This window comes from Chitinimonas koreensis (assembly GCF_014353015.1).
In the GTDB taxonomy this organism is placed as follows: domain Bacteria; phylum Pseudomonadota; class Gammaproteobacteria; order Burkholderiales; family Chitinimonadaceae; genus Chitinimonas; species Chitinimonas koreensis.
Map to the genome: position 1 here is coordinate 1,540,392 of NZ_CP060704.1, position 21,701 is coordinate 1,562,092.

19 protein-coding genes are annotated in these 21,701 nt (G+C 69.7%); 11 read left to right on the forward strand and 8 right to left on the reverse strand.

What is annotated here, in order from left to right:
- Positions 1 to 198 precede the first annotated feature (198 nt).
- Positions 199 to 525: a RebB family R body protein gene (locus tag H9L41_RS06610; protein WP_028446262.1), complete on the forward strand. Its 327-nt coding sequence runs from the start codon at positions 199 to 201 to the stop codon at positions 523 to 525.
- 164 nt (positions 526 to 689) lie between these two features.
- On the opposite strand, the gene H9L41_RS06615 is transcribed toward H9L41_RS06610, so the two are convergent.
- Entirely contained in the window at positions 690 to 2,762 is a 2,073-nt protein-coding gene (locus tag H9L41_RS06615; RefSeq protein ID WP_265583954.1) for a S9 family peptidase, read from the reverse strand.
- Positions 2,763 to 2,779: 17 nt separating this feature from the next.
- Positions 2,780 to 3,730, reverse strand: coding sequence for a DMT family transporter (locus H9L41_RS06620; RefSeq protein ID WP_187523733.1), 951 nt, complete (start codon positions 3,728 to 3,730; stop codon positions 2,780 to 2,782).
- A 225-nt stretch (positions 3,731 to 3,955) separates the two neighbouring features.
- Here H9L41_RS06620 and H9L41_RS06625 point away from each other — a divergent pair, with 225 nt between their 5' ends.
- From H9L41_RS06625 to H9L41_RS06635, 3 genes are all read left to right on the forward strand, one after another.
- Positions 3,956 to 4,732 (forward strand): 3-hydroxybutyrate dehydrogenase, encoded by a 777-nt coding sequence (locus H9L41_RS06625; protein WP_028446265.1) that lies wholly within the window; start codon positions 3,956 to 3,958, stop codon positions 4,730 to 4,732.
- Positions 4,733 to 4,836: 104 nt separating this feature from the next.
- Complete coding sequence (locus H9L41_RS06630; RefSeq protein WP_028446266.1) at positions 4,837 to 5,544, forward strand: CoA transferase subunit A; 708 nt, start codon at positions 4,837 to 4,839, stop codon at positions 5,542 to 5,544.
- Positions 5,545 to 5,789: 245 nt separating this feature from the next.
- Entirely contained in the window at positions 5,790 to 6,458 is a 669-nt protein-coding gene (locus tag H9L41_RS06635; protein WP_028446267.1) for a 3-oxoacid CoA-transferase subunit B, read from the forward strand.
- Positions 6,459 to 6,783: 325 nt separating this feature from the next.
- On the opposite strand, the gene H9L41_RS25590 is transcribed toward H9L41_RS06635, so the two are convergent.
- The 6 genes from H9L41_RS25590 to H9L41_RS06660 form a co-directional block, all read right to left on the reverse strand.
- Positions 6,784 to 7,959: a hypothetical protein gene (locus tag H9L41_RS25590; protein ID WP_308419612.1), complete on the reverse strand. Its 1,176-nt coding sequence runs from the start codon at positions 7,957 to 7,959 to the stop codon at positions 6,784 to 6,786.
- Entirely contained in the window at positions 7,932 to 8,903 is a 972-nt protein-coding gene (locus H9L41_RS25595) for a GTP-binding protein (protein WP_308419613.1), read from the reverse strand. The genes H9L41_RS25590 and H9L41_RS25595 overlap by 28 nt, the downstream gene beginning before the upstream one ends.
- A gap of 366 nt (positions 8,904 to 9,269) precedes the next feature.
- Positions 9,270 to 9,527, reverse strand: coding sequence for a hypothetical protein (locus H9L41_RS06645; protein ID WP_187523734.1), 258 nt, complete (start codon positions 9,525 to 9,527; stop codon positions 9,270 to 9,272).
- Positions 9,527 to 10,339 carry an MBL fold metallo-hydrolase gene (locus tag H9L41_RS06650; protein ID WP_187523735.1) on the reverse strand — a complete coding sequence of 271 codons (813 nt, stop codon included), beginning with the start codon at positions 10,337 to 10,339 and terminating at the stop codon, positions 9,527 to 9,529. Before H9L41_RS06650 ends, H9L41_RS06645 begins: the two co-directional genes overlap by 1 nt.
- A gap of 24 nt (positions 10,340 to 10,363) precedes the next feature.
- Positions 10,364 to 12,073: a gamma-glutamyltransferase gene (gene ggt, locus H9L41_RS06655; RefSeq protein WP_034606982.1), complete on the reverse strand. Its 1,710-nt coding sequence runs from the start codon at positions 12,071 to 12,073 to the stop codon at positions 10,364 to 10,366.
- Positions 12,074 to 12,405: 332 nt separating this feature from the next.
- Complete coding sequence (locus H9L41_RS06660) at positions 12,406 to 12,651, reverse strand: ArsR/SmtB family transcription factor (RefSeq protein ID WP_211236879.1); 246 nt, start codon at positions 12,649 to 12,651, stop codon at positions 12,406 to 12,408.
- A gap of 235 nt (positions 12,652 to 12,886) precedes the next feature.
- Here H9L41_RS06660 and gpmI point away from each other — a divergent pair, with 235 nt between their 5' ends.
- The 7 genes from gpmI to H9L41_RS06695 all read left to right on the forward strand — a co-directional run bounded on the left by gpmI (position 12,887) and on the right by H9L41_RS06695 (position 21,576).
- Positions 12,887 to 14,431, forward strand: coding sequence for a 2,3-bisphosphoglycerate-independent phosphoglycerate mutase (gpmI, locus tag H9L41_RS06665; protein WP_028446272.1), 1,545 nt, complete (start codon positions 12,887 to 12,889; stop codon positions 14,429 to 14,431).
- A gap of 14 nt (positions 14,432 to 14,445) precedes the next feature.
- Entirely contained in the window at positions 14,446 to 15,831 is a 1,386-nt protein-coding gene (locus H9L41_RS06670) for a murein hydrolase activator EnvC family protein (RefSeq protein WP_034606984.1), read from the forward strand.
- Positions 15,832 to 15,853: 22 nt separating this feature from the next.
- Entirely contained in the window at positions 15,854 to 17,323 is a 1,470-nt protein-coding gene (locus tag H9L41_RS06675) for a S41 family peptidase (RefSeq protein ID WP_028446274.1), read from the forward strand.
- 123 nt (positions 17,324 to 17,446) lie between these two features.
- Entirely contained in the window at positions 17,447 to 17,950 is a 504-nt protein-coding gene (locus H9L41_RS06680; protein WP_028446275.1) for a GAF domain-containing protein, read from the forward strand.
- Positions 17,951 to 18,512: 562 nt separating this feature from the next.
- Positions 18,513 to 19,292, forward strand: a complete 780-nt coding sequence (locus H9L41_RS06685; RefSeq protein WP_028446276.1) for a HesA/MoeB/ThiF family protein — start codon at positions 18,513 to 18,515, stop codon at positions 19,290 to 19,292.
- Between the two features lie 482 nt (positions 19,293 to 19,774).
- Positions 19,775 to 20,761: a diacylglycerol/lipid kinase family protein gene (locus H9L41_RS06690; protein ID WP_084300208.1), complete on the forward strand. Its 987-nt coding sequence runs from the start codon at positions 19,775 to 19,777 to the stop codon at positions 20,759 to 20,761.
- On the forward strand, positions 20,758 to 21,576 hold the full coding sequence (locus tag H9L41_RS06695) for a metallophosphoesterase family protein (RefSeq protein ID WP_028446138.1): 819 nt from the start codon (positions 20,758 to 20,760) through the stop codon (positions 21,574 to 21,576). Before H9L41_RS06690 ends, H9L41_RS06695 begins: the two co-directional genes overlap by 4 nt.
- Positions 21,577 to 21,701: the final 125 nt, after the last annotated feature.

The following is a 21,701-nucleotide window of genomic DNA, read 5'->3' on the forward strand; positions in this document are numbered from 1 at the left end:
GCGGCCGGCGTAGGCAGGGGGATGGGGGTTACCCTTCTCCCTTCCCTCTTCACCCTTCCCATTCGTACCGCCGAACGGCCCAGCCAACCCCCGCCGCACGCACTACATTGAAATCCGGCAGCGCCGCGCCGCACGGCCGCCGCCGCCCATTCCAGGCGTGGCCCGCACCACGCTCCAACCAGCCCGAGGAGGCGAATCATGGCTTTTCCCACCGCCGTCAATAACCAGATCACCGACGCCGTCACCCAGGCCAACGTCAAGGTGGTCGGCGAAGCGCCCGCCTTCGCGATGGGGTCGATCTACCAGAGCATGGCCCACTCGACCGGCATCCTGTTCGAGAACGCGGTCTCCAGCCAACAGCAGCAGAACATGCTGAGCCAGGCCGCCGCCAACCAGGGCGTGATGCAGATCTACAGCATCGATACCTTGGCCGGCGCCAGTGCGGTGCACGGCGACATCACCGGTTCTTCGATCACCGCGTCCCAGATCGCCGATCTGGTGAAATCGATGCGATCGCAGGGCTGACGCGGTCCGGAGCTGGCTGCCGATGCAGCGGCGGCGCCCGGCAGGTCGGGATTCATTCCCGACCGCGACGCCGATCCGCGTCGCGGTCGGATGTCATGGAGCGTGTGGTCGGGAAGACATCCCGGCCTACAAAAGCCCATCCCGGCCTACGAAACCAGCCCTGCTCAGCGGCCGATGCCCAACCGGTCGAGCACGAAGGCGTAATCGAAAGCCACCTCGCGCAGCCGGTCGAAGCGGCCGCTGGCGCCGCCGTGGCCGGCGCCCATATTGGTCACCAGCAAGAGCGGCGCTGCGTCGGTCTTCAGCGTGCGCAGCCTGGCCACGTACTTGGCCGGCTCCCAGTACATCACCTGGCTGTCGTGCAGCGAGGTCTTCACCAGGATGGCCGGATAGGGCTGCGCCGCCAGGTTGTCGTAGGGCGAATAGGCGCGGATCCAGCCGTACTGCTCGCGCCGGTTCGGATTGCCCCATTCCTCGTATTCGCCGACGGTGAGCGGCAGGCTGGCGTCGAGCATGGTGCTCAGCGTGTCGACGAAGGGCACCTCGGACACCACCACGCGGAACAGCTCCGGCCGCAGATTGGCCACCACGCCCATCAGCAGCCCGCCGGCGCTGCCGCCCTCGATCGCCAGCCGGTCCGGCGCGGTGTAGCCGCGCGCGACCAGCCCTTCGGCGACGTCGATGAAGTCGGTGAAGGTGTTCATCTTGCTGGCCATCTTGCCGGCATCGTGCCAGGCCTGGCCGAGGTCGCCGCCGCCGCGCACGTGGGCCACCGCATAGACCACGCCGCGGTCGAGCAGCGACAGCCGGCCCGACGAGAAATACACGTCGTTGGGCATGCCGTAGGCGCCGTAGCCTTCGAGCCACAGCGGCGCCGGCCCGTCGCCGCGCCGGTCCTTGCGGTAGACCAGCGACACCGGCACCTCGACGCCGTCGCGCGCCGCGATCCACAGCCGCTCGCTGGCGTAGCGCGCCGGGTCGAAGTCGCCGAGCACCGGCCGGCGCTTGCGCAGGGTCTGCACCCGCGTGGCCATGTCGTAGTCGTAGACCGTGCCCGGCGTGGACATCGATTCGTAGCCGTAGCGGTAGACCGTGCTGTCGAACTCGGCGTTGGCCTCGACGCCGAGGCTGTAGGCCGGCTCGTCGAAGGCGATCGCGTGGCTGGCGCCGTCGCGCAGGTCGGTCACCACCAGCTGGTTGAGCCCGCGCACGCGCTCGTGCCGCACCAGGAAATGGCGGAACAGGTCGATGCCCTCGAGCGCGACGTCGGAGCGCAGCGGCAGCACCTCCTGCCAGTGCTCGCGGCCGGTGGCGGCCACCGGCGTCTTCACCAGGCGGAAGTTGCGGCCGGTGTCGTTGATGCGGATCCAGAATTCGTCGCCGCGATGGTCGACGGTGTACTCGACCTCGGCGCGGCGCCGGGCCACCACCCGCCAGCGGCCGTCGGGCTTGTCGGCCGCCAGGTAGCGCACCTCGCCGCTGGTATGGCTGCCGATCTGGTGGAACAGGTAGCCCTCGCTGCGCGACAGGTAGACGTCGACGTTGAAGCGCTCGTCCTTCTCCTCGTGCACCAGCGTGTCGCCGTCGGCGCCCAGCCGGTGGCGCCACAGCTGGTTGGAGCGCTTGGTGCGGCGATCCTCGGTGGTGAAGAACAGCGTGGCGCTGTCGAGCGCCCAGGCCACCGAAGTGACGCGCTCGCGGCGGAACTTGAGCAGCTTGCCGGTGGCGAGATCCTTGACCTGCAGCCGGTACTGGCGAAAGCCGGTGCCGTCGGTGCTGAAGGCCAGCCAGCGGCCGTCCGGGCTCACCTCGAACTCGCCGACCTCCATGAACTCGCGGCCGCGCGCCAGCGCGTTGACGTCGAGCAGCACCTGCTCGGCCGCGTCCTGCCAGCCGCCATCGGCGCCGATCGGCTTGCGGCACAGGATCGGGTACTGGCGGCCGGTCTCGAAGCGCGAGTAATAGTAGAAGCCGGCCAGCCGGTAGGGCACCGAGGCGTCGTCTTCCTTGATGCGGCCGCGCATCTCCTCGAACAGCGCGTCCTCGAAAGGCTTGAGCGGCGCCGTGACCGCCGCGGCGTAGCCGTTCTCGGCCTCGAGGTAGGCGATCGTCGCCGGGTCGTCCTTGTCGCGCAGCCAGAAGTAGTCGTCGATGCGGGTCTCGCCGTGCAGCGTCAGCGCGGTGGGGCGGCGCGGGGCGACGGGCGGGACGGGGGAGGAGGGCAGGGCGGGTTTCAAGTCGGGCATGTCCTGGTTCATTGGCCGCCGTGGAGCGCGGGCTGCGGCGCCGGGCGCCATTCGCTGACGACTACCGCCAGCACCACCAGCGCGCCGCCGACGGCGCCGCGCAGGCCGAGCACCTCGCCGAGCCAGAGCCAGCCGAACAGCGCGGCGAACACCGGCTCGAGCGCGTAGATCACCGCCGCCTTCTCGGCCGAGACGTGGCGCTGGCCGATCGCCTGCAGGAACAGCATGGCGGCGGTGGCGACCAGGCCGAGGTAGACGATGGCGGCCCAGGCCGGTTCGGCGCGCGCCGGCAGGCTGGCCAGCCGCTCGCTGCCGCCGGCCAGCATGGCGAGGCCGGCGAACAGCGCCATCAGCACGATCTGGGTGGCGGCCAGCGCGCGCGCCTCGTGGTGCCTGGCGACGCGCGACAGCAGCAGGGTGTAGACGGCGTAGGCCAGCGCGCACAGCAGGGTGGCGCCGTCGCCGAGCCAGTTGCCGCCGCCTTCCCACGACATCAGCGCGATGCCGCAACAGGCCAGCGTGGCGGCGCCGAGCACCTGCCAGCCGATGCGGCCGCGGAACAGCAGCCAGCCGACGAAGGGCACCATCAGCACGTTGAGGCTGGTGAGGAAGGCGCTGCGGTTGGACGAGATGTGTTCGAGGCCGAAGGCCTGGCTGACGTAGGACACCAGCGCGGCGGCGCCGAGCATCGCCCCGTCGCGCCAGGCCGCGCGCGGCGCCTTGAGCGCGAAGGTCAGCACGGCGAGGCCGGCGACGAAGAAGCGCAGTGCCGAGATCTCGATCCCGCTGAGGGTGGCGGAGGCGGACTTGAGCAGGGGGAAGGTGGTCCCCAGACCAGGGTGACGAGCAGGAGGAGCAGGACGCTGGGGTTCAATTCGGGTACCGGGATGCTGGGGCGAAAGGCAGCATTTTACGCAGGGAGCGAGGTGTTGGGCGTAAGGGGCGAGGTGTGACCCCATCCCCACCCCGACCCTCCCCTTGAAGGGGAGGGAACCGGTCGCGGCTGGCTGAAAGATCACGAGCGATAGAGCCGTCGCTGCACTACTCCTCCCCCTTCAAGGGGGAGGCTGGGAGGGGGATGGGGTTACACCTCACGCCTGACCCCTCACGCCTCACGCTAAGATGCTGCACTGCGTCATCCGCCAAACCTGAATTCCGCGCGCCCAGCGCAGAGAGGAATCCACATGCACACCCTTGCAGGCAAGACCGCCCTCGTCACCGGCTCCACCAGCGGCATCGGCCTCGGCATCGCCACCGAACTGGCGCGGCAGGGCGCCACCATCGTGCTCAACGGCTTCGGCGACCCGGCGCCGGCGCGCGCCGCGATCGAGGCGCTCGGCGTGCCGGTGCACTACCACGGCGCCGACATGAGCAAGCCCGCCGAGATCGCCGATCTCATGCAGTTCGCCGCCGACAGCGCCGGCGGCGTCGACATCCTGGTCAACAATGCCGGCATCCAGCACGTCGCCGCGGTCGAGGATTTCCCGCCCGAGCGCTGGGACGCGATCATCGCCATCAACCTGTCGTCGGCCTTCCACACCACCCGGCTGGCCATCCCGGCCATGAAGGCGCGCGGCTGGGGCCGCATCGTCAACCTCGCCTCGGTGCACGGCCTGGTCGGCTCGGCGCAGAAATCGGCCTACGTGGCGGCCAAGCACGGCCTGGTCGGCTTCACCAAGGTGGTGGCGCTGGAACTGGCCCAGACCGGCATCACCTGCAACGCGATCTGCCCCGGCTGGGTGCGCACCCCGCTGGTCGAGAAGCAGATCGAGGCGCGCGCCGAGCAGGGCGGCATCAGCCTGGCCCAGGCGCAGGTGGCCCTCTTGGCCGAGAAGCAGCCTTCGCACGATTTCGTCACGCCGGAACAGCTCGGCCAGCTCGCGGTCTTCCTGTGCAGCCCGGCCGCGGCGCAGATTCGCGGCGCCGCCTGGAACGTCGACGGCGGCTGGGTGGCCCAGTAGTGCACGCCGGATCGACTACAGCCGAATCGATTACACTGCCGGCTGCGCGTCTGGCCTTACCGAGACCGGACCCTGCCCATCGACCCTCCTGACAGGACATTCCGATGAACAAACTCTACCCAAGCGCCGCCGAAGCGCTCGCCGACCTGGTGCGCGACGGCCAGACCCTGGCGGTCGGCGGCTTCGGCCTGTGCGGCATCCCCGAGGCCCTGATCGCCGCGCTGCGCGACAGCGGCGTCAAGGACCTGACCGCGATCTCCAACAATGCCGGCGTCGACGGCTTCGGCCTGGGCCAGCTGCTCGAGACCCGGCAGATCCGCAAGATGATTTCGTCCTACGTCGGCGAGAACAAGGAGTTCGAACGCCAGTACCTGGCCGGCGAACTCGAGCTCGAATTCACCCCGCAGGGCACGCTGGCCGAGAAGCTGCGCGCCGGCGGCAGCGGCATCCCGGCCTTCTTCACCCCGACCGGCTACGGCACGGTGGTGGCCGAGGGCAAGGAGACGCGCGAATTCGGCGGCAAGATGTACGTGCTGGAGGAGGCGCTGGTGGCCGACCTGTCGCTGGTCAAGGCCTGGAAGGCCGACCGCGCCGGCAACCTGATCTACCGCCGCACCGCGCGCAACTTCAACCCCAACGTCGCCATGGCCGGCCGCATCACGGTGGCCGAGGTCGAGGAGATCGTCGAGATCGGCGAACTCGATCCGGATGCGATCCACACGCCGGGCATCTTCGTGCACCGGCTGGTGCTCAATCCGAACCCGGAAAAGCGCATCGAGAAGCGCACCACGCGCGAAAACCCGAACGGTTGAGAGCCTGGTGAAGGTGGATGCCGTGAGCGATGAATCAACCCTCTGCGCAGGCCCCCGGCAAAGCCGGGCGCTCGTGGTCGGTACGGGTTCGGCCAACGGCTCTCCCTGATTTATTCCTACGCCCCCGCCCTCGCCGTGCCGGGGCCCCCGCAAAGTCGGAGACTTTACGGGGCCGGTCAGAGGGAGCCTCGCTGCGCTCGGGTGGGCGTTTCGACCTGTTGTGACAAGCTATTGAGGAGAACAGCATGGCTTGGAATCGTGACCAGATGGCCGCGCGCGCGGCGCAGGAACTGCGCGACGGCTACTACGTGAACCTCGGCATCGGCCTGCCCACGCTGGTGGCCAACCACGTGCCCGAAGGCATGGAAGTGTGGCTGCAGTCGGAGAACGGCCTGCTCGGCATCGGCCCGTTCCCGGCCGACGCCGAAGTCGACGCCGACGTGATCAACGCCGGCAAGCAGACCATCACCACGCTGCCCGGCTCGGCGATCTTCAGCTCGAGCGACAGCTTCGGCATGATCCGCGGCGGCAAGATCAACCTGGCCATCCTCGGCGCCATGCAGGTGAGCGAGCGCGGCGACCTCGCCAACTGGATGATCCCCGGCAAGATGGTCAAGGGCATGGGCGGCGCGATGGACCTGGTGGCCGGCGTCGGCCGCGTGATCGTGCTGATGGAGCACGTGGCGCGCAAGAAGGACGGCAGCACCGAGGCCAAGATCCTGCCCGAGTGCAACCTGCCGCTGACCGGCAAGGGCGTGGTCGAGATGATCATCACCGACCTCGGCGTGCTGCGCATCGGCGCCCAGGGCCTCGAAGTGCTGGAACTGGCGCCGGGCGTGACCGAAGCCGAGATCGCCGAGCAGACGGCGGTGAAGCTCGATTTCGCGCCGCTGAGGGCTGCCCAGGCGGCTTGAACGGCAGTCGCCTCGCAGGCAAGCGAACGGCCGCGTCGCAACGACGCGGTTTGCCCTCTCCCGCCGGGAGAGGGCAGGGGCGCCCGGCGTAGGGTGAAGGCGCGACGGTCGAGTCGTAGCCGACCGTATTGTTTCCCGAACCGTCGCTTCCTCACCCACCCCGTTCCCGCCCCGCAGGAACGGGAGCCTCTCCTGGCGGGGGAGGGGCATTCATTCAGTGACGGCCCGGCGGCCGCCATCCTTGGCCGGATTCATTGAATCGCCGAGTCGATGGTCTTTCTACGCCCACTCGGTCATTCGCCGACCGCGCCGAACTCAAACACCCTCAATCTTCCTCCGCCGCCGCCTTGTACCCCGCCGCCAGCCGCTGCTGCACCTCCTGCGGCACCGCGTCGTAGTGGCTCAGCACCAGCGTGTAGCTGCCCTGGCCGGCCGTGATCGACTTGAGCCGGCCGGCATAGCCGTCCAGCCCGGCCAGCGGTACCTGGCCGCGGACGCTGGCCAGTCCCTGCGACAGCGCCTCGGTGCCGCCGACCTGGCCGCGGCGGCCGACCAGGTCGGCGGCGAGGTCGCCGATCCTCGCCTCGGGCGCGTTGATCTCGATCGCCGCCACCGGCTCCAGCACGATCGGCTGGGCGGCCTTGAGCGCGGCCAGCATGGCGCGGCGGCCGGCGGCCTGGAAGGCGACGTCCTTGGAATCGACCGCGTGGCTCTTGCCGTCGTAGACCGTGACCTTGACGTCCTCGACCGGGAAGCCGGCCAGCGGCCCGGCCGCCAGTGCGGCGCGCACGCCCTTCTCGACCGCGGCGAGGAACTGGCCGGGGATGCTGCCGCCGTGGATCGCGTCCTCGAACACGAAGCCGCCGCCGCGCGGCAGCGGCTCGACGCGCAGGAACACCTCGCCGAACTGGCCGGCGCCGCCGCTCTGCTTCTTGTGGCGGTGGTGGCCCTCGGCCGGCCGGGTGATGGTCTCACGGTAGGGAATGCTCGGCGGCTTGGTCTGCACCTCGAGCTTGTGCGCCGCCATGCGGTCGAGCAGCACGCGCAGGTGCAGGTCGCCGAGGCCGCGCAGCACCGTCTCGCGGGTGGTCGCCACCTGCTCGACCTCGACGCACGGGTCCTCGGCCCGCAGCTTGTGCAGCACCTCGGCGATGCGCTGCTCGTCGCCGTGCCGGCGCGGCTCGATCGCCAGGCCGTGCATCGGCCGCGGGAAGGCCAGCGCGACGAGGTGGATGCGGTCCTCGTCGTGCGAATCGTGCAGCACGGCGTCGAATTCGATCTCGTCGACCTTGGCCACCGCGCCGAATTCGCCCGGGCCGAGGCTGTCGACCTCGTCGTAGCGGCGGCCCTGCAGGCGGAACAGGTGGCCGACCTTGAACGGCCGGCGGCCGTCGCCGACGAACAGCTGGCTGTCGCGCGTGACCGTGCCCTGGTGGACGCGGAACACGCCGAGCTTGCCGACGAAGGGGTCGATCACCACCTTGAACACATGGGCCAGCACGTGGCGCGCTGGGTCGGGTTCGGCGCGGAAGGCTTCGGCCTCGCTGCCGCCGGCTTCGACCGGATCGGTCTCGTCGCCCCGCGTTCCGGCCGCCCGGCCTCACCGCCCCGCGCTTCGGCCGTTCCGGCCTCACCGCGGTAGAACAACGGCGGATTGCCCTCGGCCGGGTTCGGCGCCAGCCGCGCCAGCACCTCGAGCAATTCGGCCACGCCGGCGCCGCTGCGCGCCGAGACGAAGCACAGCGGGATCAGGTGGCCCTCGCGCAGCGCGCGTTCGAACGGCGCATGCAGCGCCTCGGGCGCGATCTCGCCGTCCTCGAGGTAGCGCGCCATCAGCGCTTCGTCGACCTCGACCACCTGGTCGACCAGCGCCTGGTGGGCCTCGGCCACCGAGGAGAAATCGGTCGGCCCGCCGCTCGGCGCGAAGTAGCAGTCGGCCACGCCGCCGCCGGCCGGCAGGTTCAGCGGCAGCACCTCGCGGCCGAAGGCGGCCTGCAGTTCGGCCAAGAGCGCCGGCAGGTCGACCCGCTCGGCGTCGATCTTGTTGACCACGATCATGCGGCACAGCTTGCGCTCGGCCGCCCAGGCCATCATGCGGCGGGTGCTGAGCTCGATGCCGGCCTGGGCGTTGACCACCACCAGCGCGGTCTCGACCGCCGCCAGCGCGCACAGCGCCGGGCCGACGAAATCGGGATAGCCCGGCGTATCGATCAGCCGGATCGCGGCGCCGCCGTAGTCGAAATGGCACAGCGCGGAATTGAGCGAATGGCGGTATTCGCGCTCGAGCGGATCGGTATTGCAGACCGTGTCGCCGCGCTCGACCGTGCCCATGCTGGCGATGGCGCCGGCGCGGTGCAGCAGCGCTTCGGCCAGGGTGGTCTTGCCGGCGTCGAAATGCCCGACCAGGGCGACGGTGCGAAGGGTGTCCACCGGTTGGATCGGCATGGCTGCGCTCCTAGCGAGGGGATGGCTGGAGTATAGGCAGGCCGTCGCGCTCATCCAGGCAGCATATTCGCCCGTTCATTCACCTCTGCTCGCCCTTGCAGATATTCCAGTTAATCCCATCGAGCGGCGGCGGGAAGCGCAACGAAGGGACTTCCACCGCGGAGGACGCCGAGGACGCGGAGGAAGGCCGGCTCGATCGGCGGTATGCGGCCATATGCAGCAGGGTCCTGCCTCCGTGTCCTCGGCGTCCTCTGCGGTGCATCTTTTTCGCCGGTCACACCGGCAACCGCCGGAGCGGCTTCAGCTGCGAATGGCGGTAGTGGCAGCCACGGATTCGCGGCTGAAGCCGCTCCTACGGGGATGGGTTCACGACGCCGGCGCGAGATCGGCCAGCGCGCTGTCGACCGCCGGCCCCAGCACATAGCTCGAGAACAGCGCATCGCGCACCGCGCTGTCGCCGGCGAAGGCGCGCCGTTCGGGCGCCAGGGTGACCGCGCGGCGGATCTCCTTGGCCGTCTCGCCGCGGGCCAGCGCGTCGCGCACCTGGCCGCTCGCGCTGCGCATCAGCGCCTGCACCTGGCGGATGTAGCCATCGTCGCGCAGCAGCGGGCCATGGCCGGGCATCACCACGGCCGGGCCGAGCGCCAGCAGGCGTTCGAGCGTGTCGCCCAGTCGGCCACGTGCGACTGGCCGGTGCCGATCAACGGGATCGGCCACACCACCAGGTCGCCGGCGGCCAGGATGCGCTCGCGCGGCAGGAAGACCACCAGGTCGCCCGCGGTATGGCCGCGGCCCAGGTGGCGGATCTCGATGCTGCGCTCGCCGCGTACCAGGGTCAGGCCGTCCTGCACCGTGATGTCGGGCAGCTCGGGCCGGAAGTCGGGCGCCACGCTGGCATAGCCGCCGGCCAGCGCCAGGTCGCTGCGGTAGCTGGCGCGCTCCTCGTCGCTGATCGGCTTGCCGGCCAGGTTGCGGCTCCGTTCGAGCGCCTGCCGCAGCATGGCCGAGAAGCCCGGCACGTCGTCGCGGTGGAAACGCTCGCGCGCGGCGATGCCCGGCCCTTGCAGGTAGGCCAGGCTGGCGGCATGGCCGATGAACTCGACGCCGGGAAAGGCCTCGCGGTAGACCCGGTTGCCGACGATGTGGTCGTCGTGCCAGTGGGTGTTGACCACGTAGCGCACCGGCTTGTCGGTGACCCGGCGCAGCGCCGTCAGCACCGCGCGGGTGGCAGCCAGGTTCGATTGCGCGTCGACCACCAGCACGTCGCGGTCGTTGACGACGATCAGGCTGTTGGCCTCGACCGCGTAGCCGGGCGGGTCCTGCCGCATGGCGGCGTAGACGCCGTCGGCCAGCGGCACCAGCTCGAAGCCGGGGTCGGCGGCGTGCGACAGCAGCGAGGCGAACAGGGCGAGGACGCAGGCGAACAGGCGGGACACGATGATCTCCGGGACGAAGAGGGTTCAGTAGCCGGCCGCCTGGCCGTCCTTGCGCGATTCGCTGGCGCCGATCCAGCCGCCGTCGGGCAGCCGCATGATGGCCTGGTAGCCGCCGTAGGCGCCGAGGTCGTAGCCGATGCGGTGGCGCTTCTGCAGCAGCGCCTGGACGGTGGCGTAGGGGAAGCCGGTCTCGAGGTTCACCGTGCCGCCGTCGCGCATGGTCCCGCCGGTCGGCTGCTGCGGCGTGTCCCAGTAGATGCGCGGCGCGTCGCCGGCCTCCTGCAGGTTCATGCCGAAGTCGACCAGGTTCATCACGATCTGCACGTGGCCCTGCGGCTGCATGTCGCCGCCCATCACGCCGAAGCTGACCCAGGGTTCGCCGCCGCGGGTGATGAAGGCCGGGATGATGGTGTGGAACGGCCGCTTGCCCGGCGCGTAGACGTTGGCGTGGCCCTCGTCGAGCGCGAACAGCTGGCCGCGGTCCTGCAGGATGAAGCCGAGCCCCTCGGGCGCCATGCCGCTGCCCATGCCGCGGTAATTGCTCTGGATCAGCGAGACCATGTTGCCGTCGGCGTCGGCGGTGGTCAGGTAGACGGTGTCGCTGGTCTTCAGCGCCATGTCGCCGGCGGCGACCGTCTGCATCGCCTGCTCGCCGATCAGCTTGCGCCGCTCGGCCGCGTAGCCCTTGTCGATCAGCCGGGCCACCGGCGCGCGGGCGAAGTCGGGGTCGGCATAGAACCTGGCGCGGTCGGCGAAGGCCAGCTTGGTGGCCTCGACGAAACGGTGCAGGTGCTCGACGCTGCCGAAGCCGGCCGCCTTGAAGTCGTAGCCTTCGAGGATGTTGAGCGCCTCCAGCGCGGCGACGCCCTGGGTATTGGGCGGCAGTTCCCACAGCTCGACGTCGCGGTAGCGCGTCGATACCGGCTCGACCCATTCGCTGCGGTGGCCGGCCAGGTCGTCGGCGCTCAGGTAGCCGCCGTTGCGCGCCATGTAGTCGCCGATGCGGCGGGCGATGTCGCCCTTGTAGAAGGCGTCGCGGCCGCCCCGGGCGATCGCCTCGTAGGTGGCGGCCAGGTTCGGGTTGGTCCAGCGCTGGCCCTTGCGCGGGCCGGCGCCGTCGCGGGTGAACTGCTCGCGGATGCCGGGGAACTTGAGCAGCGCGCGGACGTTGCGCTGCCAGTAGTAGGCGATCACGTCGCTGACCGGGAAGCCCTCGCGCGCATAGCGGATCGACGGCGCCAGGATCTGGGCCATCGGCAACCGGCCGAAGCGGCCGTGCAGCTCGAACCAGCCGTCGACCGCGCCTGGCGTGCTGACCGGCAGCGGGCCGAACGGCGGGATCTCGTTCAATCCCTGCTTGGCCAGTTCTTCTTTCAACTTGGCCAGGCTCAGCGACTTGGGCGAGCGGCCGCTGGCGTTGAGGCCGTGGAGCTTCTTGGACTTGGCGTCCCACACCAGCGCGAACAGGTCGCCGCCGACGCCGGCGCCGACCGGCTCCATCAGCCCGAGCGCCGCGTTGGCGGCGATGGCGGCATCGATCGCGTTGCCGCCCTGCTTCATCACGTCGAGCGCGATCTGGGTCGCCAGCGGCTGGCTGGTGGCGGCCATCGCGTGCGGCGCGATCACTTCGGAACGGGTGGCGAACGGTGCGTCGGTGATGCGGTCGGCGGCATGCGCGCACGGGCCGGGCAGGGCGAGCGCCAGCGCGGCGGGGATGAGCAGCAGGCGGAACATGGCGGGGTTTCCTCCGGTGGTGTCCGCACCAGTCTAGGCGATGGGGGAGGGTGGTGGGGCTGTATGGGGAAGAGCGAACGGGGAAGGGGAAGGGGAAGGGGGAAGGGTAACCCCATCCCCGCCCCAGCCCTCCCCTTGAAGGGGAGGGAGCTACATTGCGACACGTTTGACGATCACTGCCGATCTGACTTATGCGCCCTGCTCCTCCCCCTTCAAGGGGAGGTTGGGTGGGGGATGGGGCTACGCCTCACCCCTAACGCCTCACCCTTCACTCGCCGCCAGAATGCAAACGGCCGGCATCAAGCCGGCCGTCCTTGCGATATGCGCTCCGCCTACTTGGCAAACCCGCAGAACACGTCGCGCATCATGCTCACCACTTCGAGCGTGCGCGGATCGCCGACGCGGTAGTAGACCCGGTTAGCGTCCTTGCGGGTCCGCAGCACGCCTTTCTCGCGCATGATCGCCAGGTGCTGCGAGATATTGCTCTGCGAGGTGCCGACCGCGTCGACGATGTCCTGCACGCTGACCTCGCTCTCGCCCAGCACGCACAGGATCTTGAGCCGAAGCGGGTGCGACATGGCCTTCATGGCACGCGACGCCTGCTCGATTTGTTCGTCGTCCTGAATCAGGTGATAAGACATAGGGGCGGGGAGCTTCTTCGGTATTCAGTTGCAAAACGATATACGAGAGGGGATGCGGCCTGGAGACAAGGGGCGGCCGCTAAGGACTGCGGAATGTTAATCGCGCCCATCTGGCCGCGCAACCGCGCCCGACAAGGTAAAATCGCCGCGATCCTTCCCCCGGGCCGCTGCCATGACCACCGTGACACCCGTATTGCTGCTGATTCTGGACGGCTTCGGCCACCGCCTCGAAGGCGATGACAACGCCATCCTGAAGGCCGTCAAACCGAACTGGGACCGGCTGACGCGCGACTATCCCTATACCGCGATCAACGCCTCGGAACAGTTCGTCGGTCTGCCCGCCGGCCAGTTCGGCAATTCGGAAGTCGGCCACCTCAATATCGGCGCCGGCCGGGTGTTGCAGCAGGACATCAGCCGGGTCGACTGCGACGTCGCCGACGGCACGCTGGGCCGCAACCCGGTGCTGGCCGACGCGATCGGCAAGGCGCTCGCGCTGGGCAAGACTCTCCACATCCTCGGCCTGATCTCCGACGGCGGCGTGCACAGCCACGAGAACCACATCCACGCGCTGATCCGCGAAGCCCACGCGGCCGGCGTGCGGCACATCAACGTGCATGCCTTCCTCGACGGCCGCGACACCCCGCCGCGCAGCGCCGAGCTCTACCTCGGCCGCCTGCAGGCGGTGTGCGACGCCTGTCCCGGCGCGCGCATCGTCTCGGTGGTCGGCCGCTACTACGCGATGGATCGCGACAAGCGCTGGGAGCGCGTCGAGCCGGCCTGGCGGCTGGTGGTCAACGGCGAGGCGGCCCACGTCGCCGCCAGCGCGCTCGAGGCGCTGCACGCCGCCTACGCGCGCGGCGAGAACGACGAGTTCGTGCAGGCCACCGCCATCCGCGACGACGGCATCGCCCGCCGCATCGAGGACGAGGACGCGGTGGTGTTCATGAACTTCCGCGCCGACCGCGCCCGCGAGATCAGCGTCGCGATCACCGACCCGGCCTTCGACGGTTTCGTGCGCGACCGCGTGCCGACGCCGTCGATCTACGCCACACTGACGCGCTACGCCGACAGCTATCCCTACCCGGTCGCCTACGAGAAGGCCAAGGTGAAGAACGGCTTCGGCGAATGGCTGTCCAGCCTCGGCCTCAAGCAGTTGCGCATTGCCGAGACCGAGAAGTATCCGCACGTCACCTATTTCTTCTCCGGCGGCGAGGAGAAGGAATTCCCCGGCGAGGACCGCGTGCTGGTGCCCTCGCCCAAGGTGGCGACCTACGACCTGCAGCCCGAGATGAGCGCCGCCGTGGTCACCGACAAGATCGTCGCCGCGATCGAATCGGGCCAGTACGCCGCCATCGTCTGCAACTACGCCAACGGCGACATGGTCGGCCACACCGGCAAGCTCGACGCGGCCGTCAAGGCCGTCGAGACGCTCGACGCCTGCGTCGGCCGCTGCGTGGCGGCGATGCAGGCCGCCGGCGGCGAGGTGCTGATCACGGCCGACCACGGCAACTGCGAGATGATGTGGGATCCGGCCTCGGGCCAGCCGCACACCCAGCACACCACCGACCTGGTGCCCTTCCTCTACGTCGGCCGCAAGGCCACGCTGGCGCCGATGGGCGAGGGTGCGCTGCAGGACATCGCGCCGACCCTGCTGGCCATGATGGGCCTGCCGCAGCCGGCCGAGATGACCGGCCGTTCCCTGATCCGATTCGCCTGATCCCGCCCCGCCCGATGTTCCGACGCCTTCTCGCACTGACCGCCGCCGGCTGCCTGGCCGGCGCGGCCTGGGCTGCCGAGCCGCAGGACGACCTGCAGGAGCTGCGGCAGAAGATCGACTCGCTCAAGCAGGACATGCAGGAGAACGAGGCCGACCGCCACGAGGCGGCCGACGCCCTCAAGTCGAGCGAGCAGGCGATCAGCGAGGCCAACCGCGCGATGGCCGAGCTCAATCGCCAGCAGCAGCTGTCGCAGCAGGAACTGGCCCGCGTCAATGCCGACATCGACCGCACGCGGGCCAGGCTCGAGCGCAACCGCACGCGGCTGGCCGAGCTGATCCGCGCGCGCTATCGCAACGGCGAGCACGAGGCGCTGCGGCTGCTGCTCAACAAGCAGGACCCGAACCAGCTGAGCCGCGACCTGCGCTACTACCGCTACATCGCCGAGGCGCAGCACCGGCTGTCGGGCCAGTTGCAGGAGCAGCTCGGCAAGCTCGACGCGCTGGCCGAAGTCATCAGGCAGAAACAGGAAGAACTGAACCGCATCGCGGCCGAACGCAAGCGCCAGCGCGACAAGCTGCGCGCCCAGCAGGCCGAGAAGCAGCAGGTGCTGAGCAAGCTCAGCGACGAGATCGGCGCCCAGCGCAAGCAGATCGGCAAGCTGCAGGCCGACGAGAAGCGGCTGACCGTGCTGATGGAGAAGCTGGCGCGGCTGAGCCGCGAACGCGAGGCGCGGGAGGCGCGCGAGCGGGCCAGGAAGGAACAGGCGCGCAAGCTGGCGCAGGCGCGCGAGGCGGCGCGGATCGCCAAGGCGAACAAAGCGGGCAAGCCGGCCGAGGCCGGCCGTAACGAATCCGCGCACAACGAAACAGTTCGTAACGAATCGGGCCGCAACGAGGCGGAACGCGGCGAGAACGGCGCGCTCCAAACGGCCACGGCGGAACAATCGGCCAAGCCGGAAACGCCGCTGCGCCGCAACGAATCGGTGCCGGACGGCAGCGCCGAAGGCCGCCGCTTCGCCGAGCTCAAGGGCCAGCTGCGGCTGCCGGCGCGCGGCGAGGTGATCGGCCGCTTCGGCACCCCGCGCAGCGAGGGCACCGCCTGGCGCGGCGTGTTCATCCGCGCGGGTTCCGGCCAGGGCGTCAAGGCGGTGGCCGGCGGCCGGGTGGTGTTCGCCGACTGGCTGCGCGGCTTCGGCAACATGCTGATCGTCGACCACGGCGGCGGCTACATGAGCCTCTACGGTGCGGCCGAAGCGCTGATGAAGCGGGTCGGCGACACGGTGCGCGCCGGCGACGACGTGGCGACCAGCGGCAACAGCGGTGGCAGCGAACAAACGGGCATATACTTCGAGATCAGATATCTCGGCAAACCGGTCGACCCACTCGCCTGGGCGAAGTGAGCGACACAAGGAAACGGCGGCAATGCAAGCGAAAGTACAGAAGATCAGTCTCCTGCTGGCGGGCACGGGCCTCGGCGCGCTGCTGGCGGTAGGCGCCACGGCGCTGGCCGACAAGGACAACCTGTCGCCGCTGCCGATCAACGAATTGCGCGCCTTCACCGAGGTATACGCGCGCATCAAGCAGGACTACGTCGAGCCGGTCGAAGACAAGAAGCTGATCAACGAAGCGATCAACGGCATGCTGACCGGGCTGGACCCGCATTCGGCCTACCTCGATCCCGAAGCGTTCAAGGATCTCAAGGTCAGCACCTCGGGCGAATTCGGCGGCCTCGGCCTCGAGGTGAACCAGGAGGACGGCCTGGTCCGCATCATCTCGCCGATCGAGGACACCCCGGCCTTCCGCGCCGGCATCAAGGCCGGCGACTACATCATGAAGATCGACGACGCGCCGGTGCGCGGCCTGTCGCTCAACGACGCCGTCACCAAGATGCGCGGCAAGCCCAATACCAAGGTCACGCTGACCGTGCTGCGCAAGGGCGAGACCAAGCCGCTGACCTTCGAGCTCACCCGCGCCATCATCAAGGTGCAGAGCGTGAAATCGAAGCTGATCGAGCCGAACTACGGCTACGTGCGGCTGACCCAGTTCCAGGAACGCTCGGCCGAGGATGTCGCCCGCGCGCTCGACAAGCTCTACAAGGACAACAAAGCCGAACTCAAGGGCCTGATCCTCGACCTGCGCAACGATCCGGGCGGCGTGCTGACCGCGGCGGTCGGCGTGTCCTCGATCTTCCTGCCCGACGACGCGCTGGTGGTCTACACCGACGGCCGCGCCGGCGATTCCAAGATCCGCCTGACCGCCTCGCGCGACACCTACGACCGCGGCGCCAAGGACCTGCCCGCCGCGGTGAAGAAGGTGCCGATGGTGGTGCTGGTCAACTCGGGCTCGGCCTCGGCCTCCGAGATCGTCGCCGGCGCGCTGCAGGACCAGAAGCGCGCGGTGGTGGTCGGTACCCAGACCTTCGGCAAGGGCTCGGTGCAGACCATCCTGCCGGTCGGCAAGGACGCCGCCATCAAGCTGACCACGGCACGCTACTTCACGCCGGCGGGCCGCTCGATCCAGGCCAAGGGCATCGTGCCGGACATCGAGGTCGAAGAGGCCACGCTCAACGGCGTCGACGTCTCCGCCTTCCGCGTGCGCGAGGCCGATCTCGAGCATCACCTGAGCAATCCGCAGGGCGAGGAGCCCAAGCAGGATGCGCGGCCCGACGCCAAGACCGACAACCAGCCCGAAGCGCGCCTCGACACCGCGCCCAAGACGGCGGCCAAGCCCGCCGACAAGGCCAAGCCGGCGGCCAAGGGCCGCGACGACAAGGACGAGGAGCCGCTCAAGCCGGGCGAGATCTCGCTGAAGAAGGATTACCAGCTGCAGCAGGCGCTCAACGTGCTCAAGGTGCAGCAGGTGGTCAGCCGCACCGCCGCGCTGATCAAGTAGTCCGGCACCGTTTCCGCCGCCCCGAAGGCCCGCCCCGTGCGGGCCTTCGTGTTTTGCGGGCCAGCGGCTATAACGATGCAGATGAGGCGGCACGATCCCGGCCCCGATCGCACGGACGAGACCATGCACGATACCAATCTGCTCAAGAACCTGTTCGGCTTGCTCAGCGAAGGCAAGCTCGACCGCTCCAAGTTTTTCTCGATGCTGGCCCGCGCCGTGGTGCAGGAGATGGGCGCCAGCCGTGCGAGCTTCTGGTTCTTCCAGGGTGCGCTGCAGGACAGCCTGGTGTGCGAGAGCCTGTACGACGTCTCCGACGGCCAGTGGAGCAGCGGCATCGCGCTCAGCGAGGACGATTTCCCCGACTATTTCGCCGCCCTGCGCGAGCTGAAGCTGGTGATGGCCACCGACGCGCGCCACCAGGCCGCCACGGCAGCCTTCAACGAGAGCTATCTCGAGCCGCTCAACATCTATTCGCTGCTCGACGTGACGGTCGAGGTCGGCGGCAGCCAGCTCGGCGTGGTGCGCTGCGAGCAGACGGTGGGGACGCGCGAGTGGAGCCAGGCCGACATGCAATACCTGCAGCAGGTCGCGGCGATGGTGGGGCTGGCCTTGAAGAAATTCGGGTGATTGCCTGGTGGATTTGCGAACTTCGCAGCAGCGCGATTTGGTAGTGCAGCGCCCGGCCAAGCCGGGCGTTCGTGATTCGTGGGCCTCGACCAGCGGCAATCCCTGATTCACCCCGGCTTCCCCCGCTCTCGCCGCTCCGGGGACCCCGCAAAGTCGGAGACTTTGTGGGGTGGTCCAGAGGGAGCCTCGCTGGCTCTCGCTCGCTTTCCCTTGCTCCTGTCGCTAGGCATGTCGCTGCGTACATGCCGGCAAGGTTGCTGGCGGCTTGTGCAGGAGCGGCTTGCATCGCGGATGAGCTTCGTCGAAAGGGGCTCTGCGCTTGTAGCGGCATGCGGCCAAAGCCCCTCTCCCGCCGCGCGGGAGAGGGGTTGGGGTGAGGGCGGATTCATCGAACCGCCGCTTTGTACGGTTGCTCTTTTCCGCCCGAAGCTGAGGCGCGCACGGCGGTGCCTGGCAGCAGCCATCCGAACTGTCGCCTCGTTTATGGGCGCATGGATCGGCCTAAGGGCTATCATCGCCTCTCGCCCCGTCCCGGGTCTTCCGCCACTTCCCGCTGCTCGCCATGACCCAGACCCCGCCCGATTTCAGCGACGACGAACTGCTGCGCTACAGCCGCCACATCCTGCTCGACGAGGTCGGCATCGAGGGGCAGCGCAGGCTGGCCGGGGCCACGGCGCTGGTCGTCGGGCTCGGCGGGCTCGGTTCGCCGGCAGCGCTCTATCTCGCTTCGGCCGGCGTCGGCCGCTTGCTGCTGGCCGACGCCGACGTCGTCGAGTTGACCAATCTGCAGCGCCAGATCGTGCATCGGCAAGATGCGCTGGGCCAGGCCAAGGTGGACTCGGCGCGCGCCACGCTGGCGACGGTCAACCCGCTGGTCGAGGTGGTGCCGATCGCCGAGCGATTGGCCGGCGAGGCGCTGGCGGCCGCGGTGGCGCAGGCCGACGTGGTGCTCGACTGTTCCGACAACTTCCCCACCCGCCACGCGGTGAACCGCGCCTGCGTGGCGGCGCGCAAGCCGCTGGTGTCGGGCGCGGCGGTGCGTTTCGACGGTCAGTTCGCGGTGTTCGACCCGCGCCGCGCCGACAGTCCGTGCTACCGCTGCCTGTTCGACGAGGACGGCGAGGCCAGCGACGGGCCGTGCGCGACCTTCGGCGTGTTCGCGCCGCTGGTGGGCATCGTCGGCGCCATGCAGGCTGCCGAGGCGCTCAAGCTGCTGATCGGCATGGAGGGCGTGCCGCTTGGGCGCCTGCTGACGCTGGACCTGCGCAGCCACGAGTGGCGCTCGCTGCGGTTCAGGCGCGATCCGGCGTGCCCGGTCTGTGCTGTAAGGGGTGAGGCGTAAGGGGAGCGTTCCCCATTTAGGCAGTACAGGTGATTGCTGCACTTACCCTCTCCCTCCGGGAGAGGGCAGGGTGAGGGAGCGGCGGTTCAGGTTGTGCTGCAGGTCAGAGGGGCTCCACGGGCGCTCCCTCACCCAGCCCTCTCCCGGAGGGAGAGGGAGCAGGCCGCTCAGGCCGATACGGCGCATGCCGAATTCCTCGCACCTCGCACCTCGCACCTCGCACCTCGCACCTCGCACCTCGCACCTCGCACCTCGCACCTCGCACCTCGCACCTCGCACCTCGCACCTCGCACCTCGCACCTCGCACCTCGCACCTCGCACCTCGCACCTCGCACCTCGCACCTCGCACCTCGCACCTCACACCTCACACCTCACACCTCACACCTCACACACTGGTGCCGAACTCTTTCCCCCCTTCGCCCACCAACTTGTAAGCGGGCTCGAATGCTCGCCTCCCAGTCGTAGCCATGGAGGCCTTGCGCATGAACCACCCCGAAATCCGGCGCGCCATCGGCGCCACGGCCGCTCCGCGCGGTCCCTTCTTCATCGTGATCAACGGCGTGTCCGGCAGCGATGCCGCCGATTCGCGCGAACGCGTCATCCGCGATCAGCTCGAGCCGGCTGGCCGCAGCTGCGAATTCCTGGCCGTGCCCGAGCACGACATGCAGCGCATGCTGCCGGTGGTGGCGCGGCGCGCGGTCGAGCTGGCGCAGCGGATGGGCGGCTGCGTGGTGGCCGCCGGCGGCGACGGTACCGTCAACGCGGTGGCGCAGGCGGCGCTCGGCAGCGGCGTGCCGCTCGGCGTGCTGCCGCAGGGCACCTTCAACTATTTCGCCCGCACCCACGGCATTCCGCTCGACGGCGCCGAGGCGGCGCGCGCGCTGCTCGACGCGCGGGTGAGGCCGGTGCAGGTCGGCCTGGTCAACGGCCGGGTCTTCCTGGTCAACGCCAGCATCGGGCTCTACCCGCGCCTCCTGGAGGACCGCGAGACGTTCAAGCAGCGCTACGGCCGCAGCCGGCTGGTGGCGCTGTTCGCCGCGATCGCGACCTTGCTGCGCGAGCACCGCAAGCTGCACCTGGAAATCGAGCGCGGCGGCGTCACCGAGACGCTGCGCACGCCGACGCTGTTCGTCGGCAACAACGCGCTGCAACTGGCGCAGCTCGGCCTGCCGGAGGCGGCGACGGTGGGGCAGGGCGAACTCGCCGCCATCTCGCTCGGCAAGGTCGGCAGCGGCCGGCTGCTCGGCCTGATGCTGCGCGGCGCGCTCGGCCAGCTGCACGACGACGAACGCATCGACCGCTTCACCTTCCGCCATATGACCGTGGGGCTGCGTCGCGCCTACGGCCGCCGCAACATCAAGGTCGCCACCGACGGCGAAATCATCTGGATGCACACGCCGCTGCGCTTCGAGCTGTCGCCCGAGCCGCTCGAGCTGCTGCTGCCGGCCCGGCCGGCCGAGCCGCGATGAGCGTGGTGCTGCAGCTGTCCGACCCGCATTTCGGCACCGAGCAGGCGCCGGTGGCCGAGGCGCTGCTGGCCTTGGCGCGCCAGGCGCGGCCCGACCTGCTGGTGCTGTCGGGCGATGTCACCCAGCGCGCGCGCCGGCGCCAGTTCGATGCCGCGCGCGCCTACCTGGACCGGCTGGCGCCGCCGGCCCTGCTGGCGCTGCCGGGCAACCACGACATCCCGCTGTTCAACCTGCCGGCGCGCCTGCTGCAGCCCTACGGCGGCTGGCGGCGCTGCTTCGGCGACGAGCTGGAGCCGGTTTTCGAGTCGACCGAACTGCTGGCGATCGGCGTCAACACCACCCGGCCGGGCCGGCACAAGGACGGCGAAGTGTCGGCTGCCCAGGTCGAGCGCGTGGCGGCGCGGCTGGCGCGCGCGCGGCGCGGCCAGCTGCGGCTGGTGGTCACGCACCAGCCGCTGCACGTGATCGAGCCGAGCGACGAGGCCAACCTGCTGCACGGCGCCGAAGCCGCCGCGCGCGCCTGGGCGGCGGCCGGCGCCGACCTGGTGCTGGGCGGCCATATCCACCTGCCCTATGTGCGGCCGCTGGGCGAGCGCTACGCCGCGCTGCCGCGGCCGGTGTGGGCGGTGCAGGCCGGCACCGCGCTGTCGTGGCGGTTGCGCCGCGGCGCGCCCAACTCGGTCAACCTGCTGCGCTACGCGAGGGGTGAGGAGGTATGCCGGGTCGAGCGCTGGGACTATCTGGCCGGGCGCTTCGTCTGTGTGCGGGAGGATGTACTGGCGCTGGCGCGGGAGGCCGAGCCGGCGTTTGCGTGAGCTGACGGGACGCGGGCCGGGATCTGAATGCAGGTCGGGATTGACTCCCGACAGCGGCCGTTGGAAAGCGCGCCGGGAGTCAGTCCCGAGCTGCGTTCGGTGCGAGCCGGATCGACCAGCGCCTG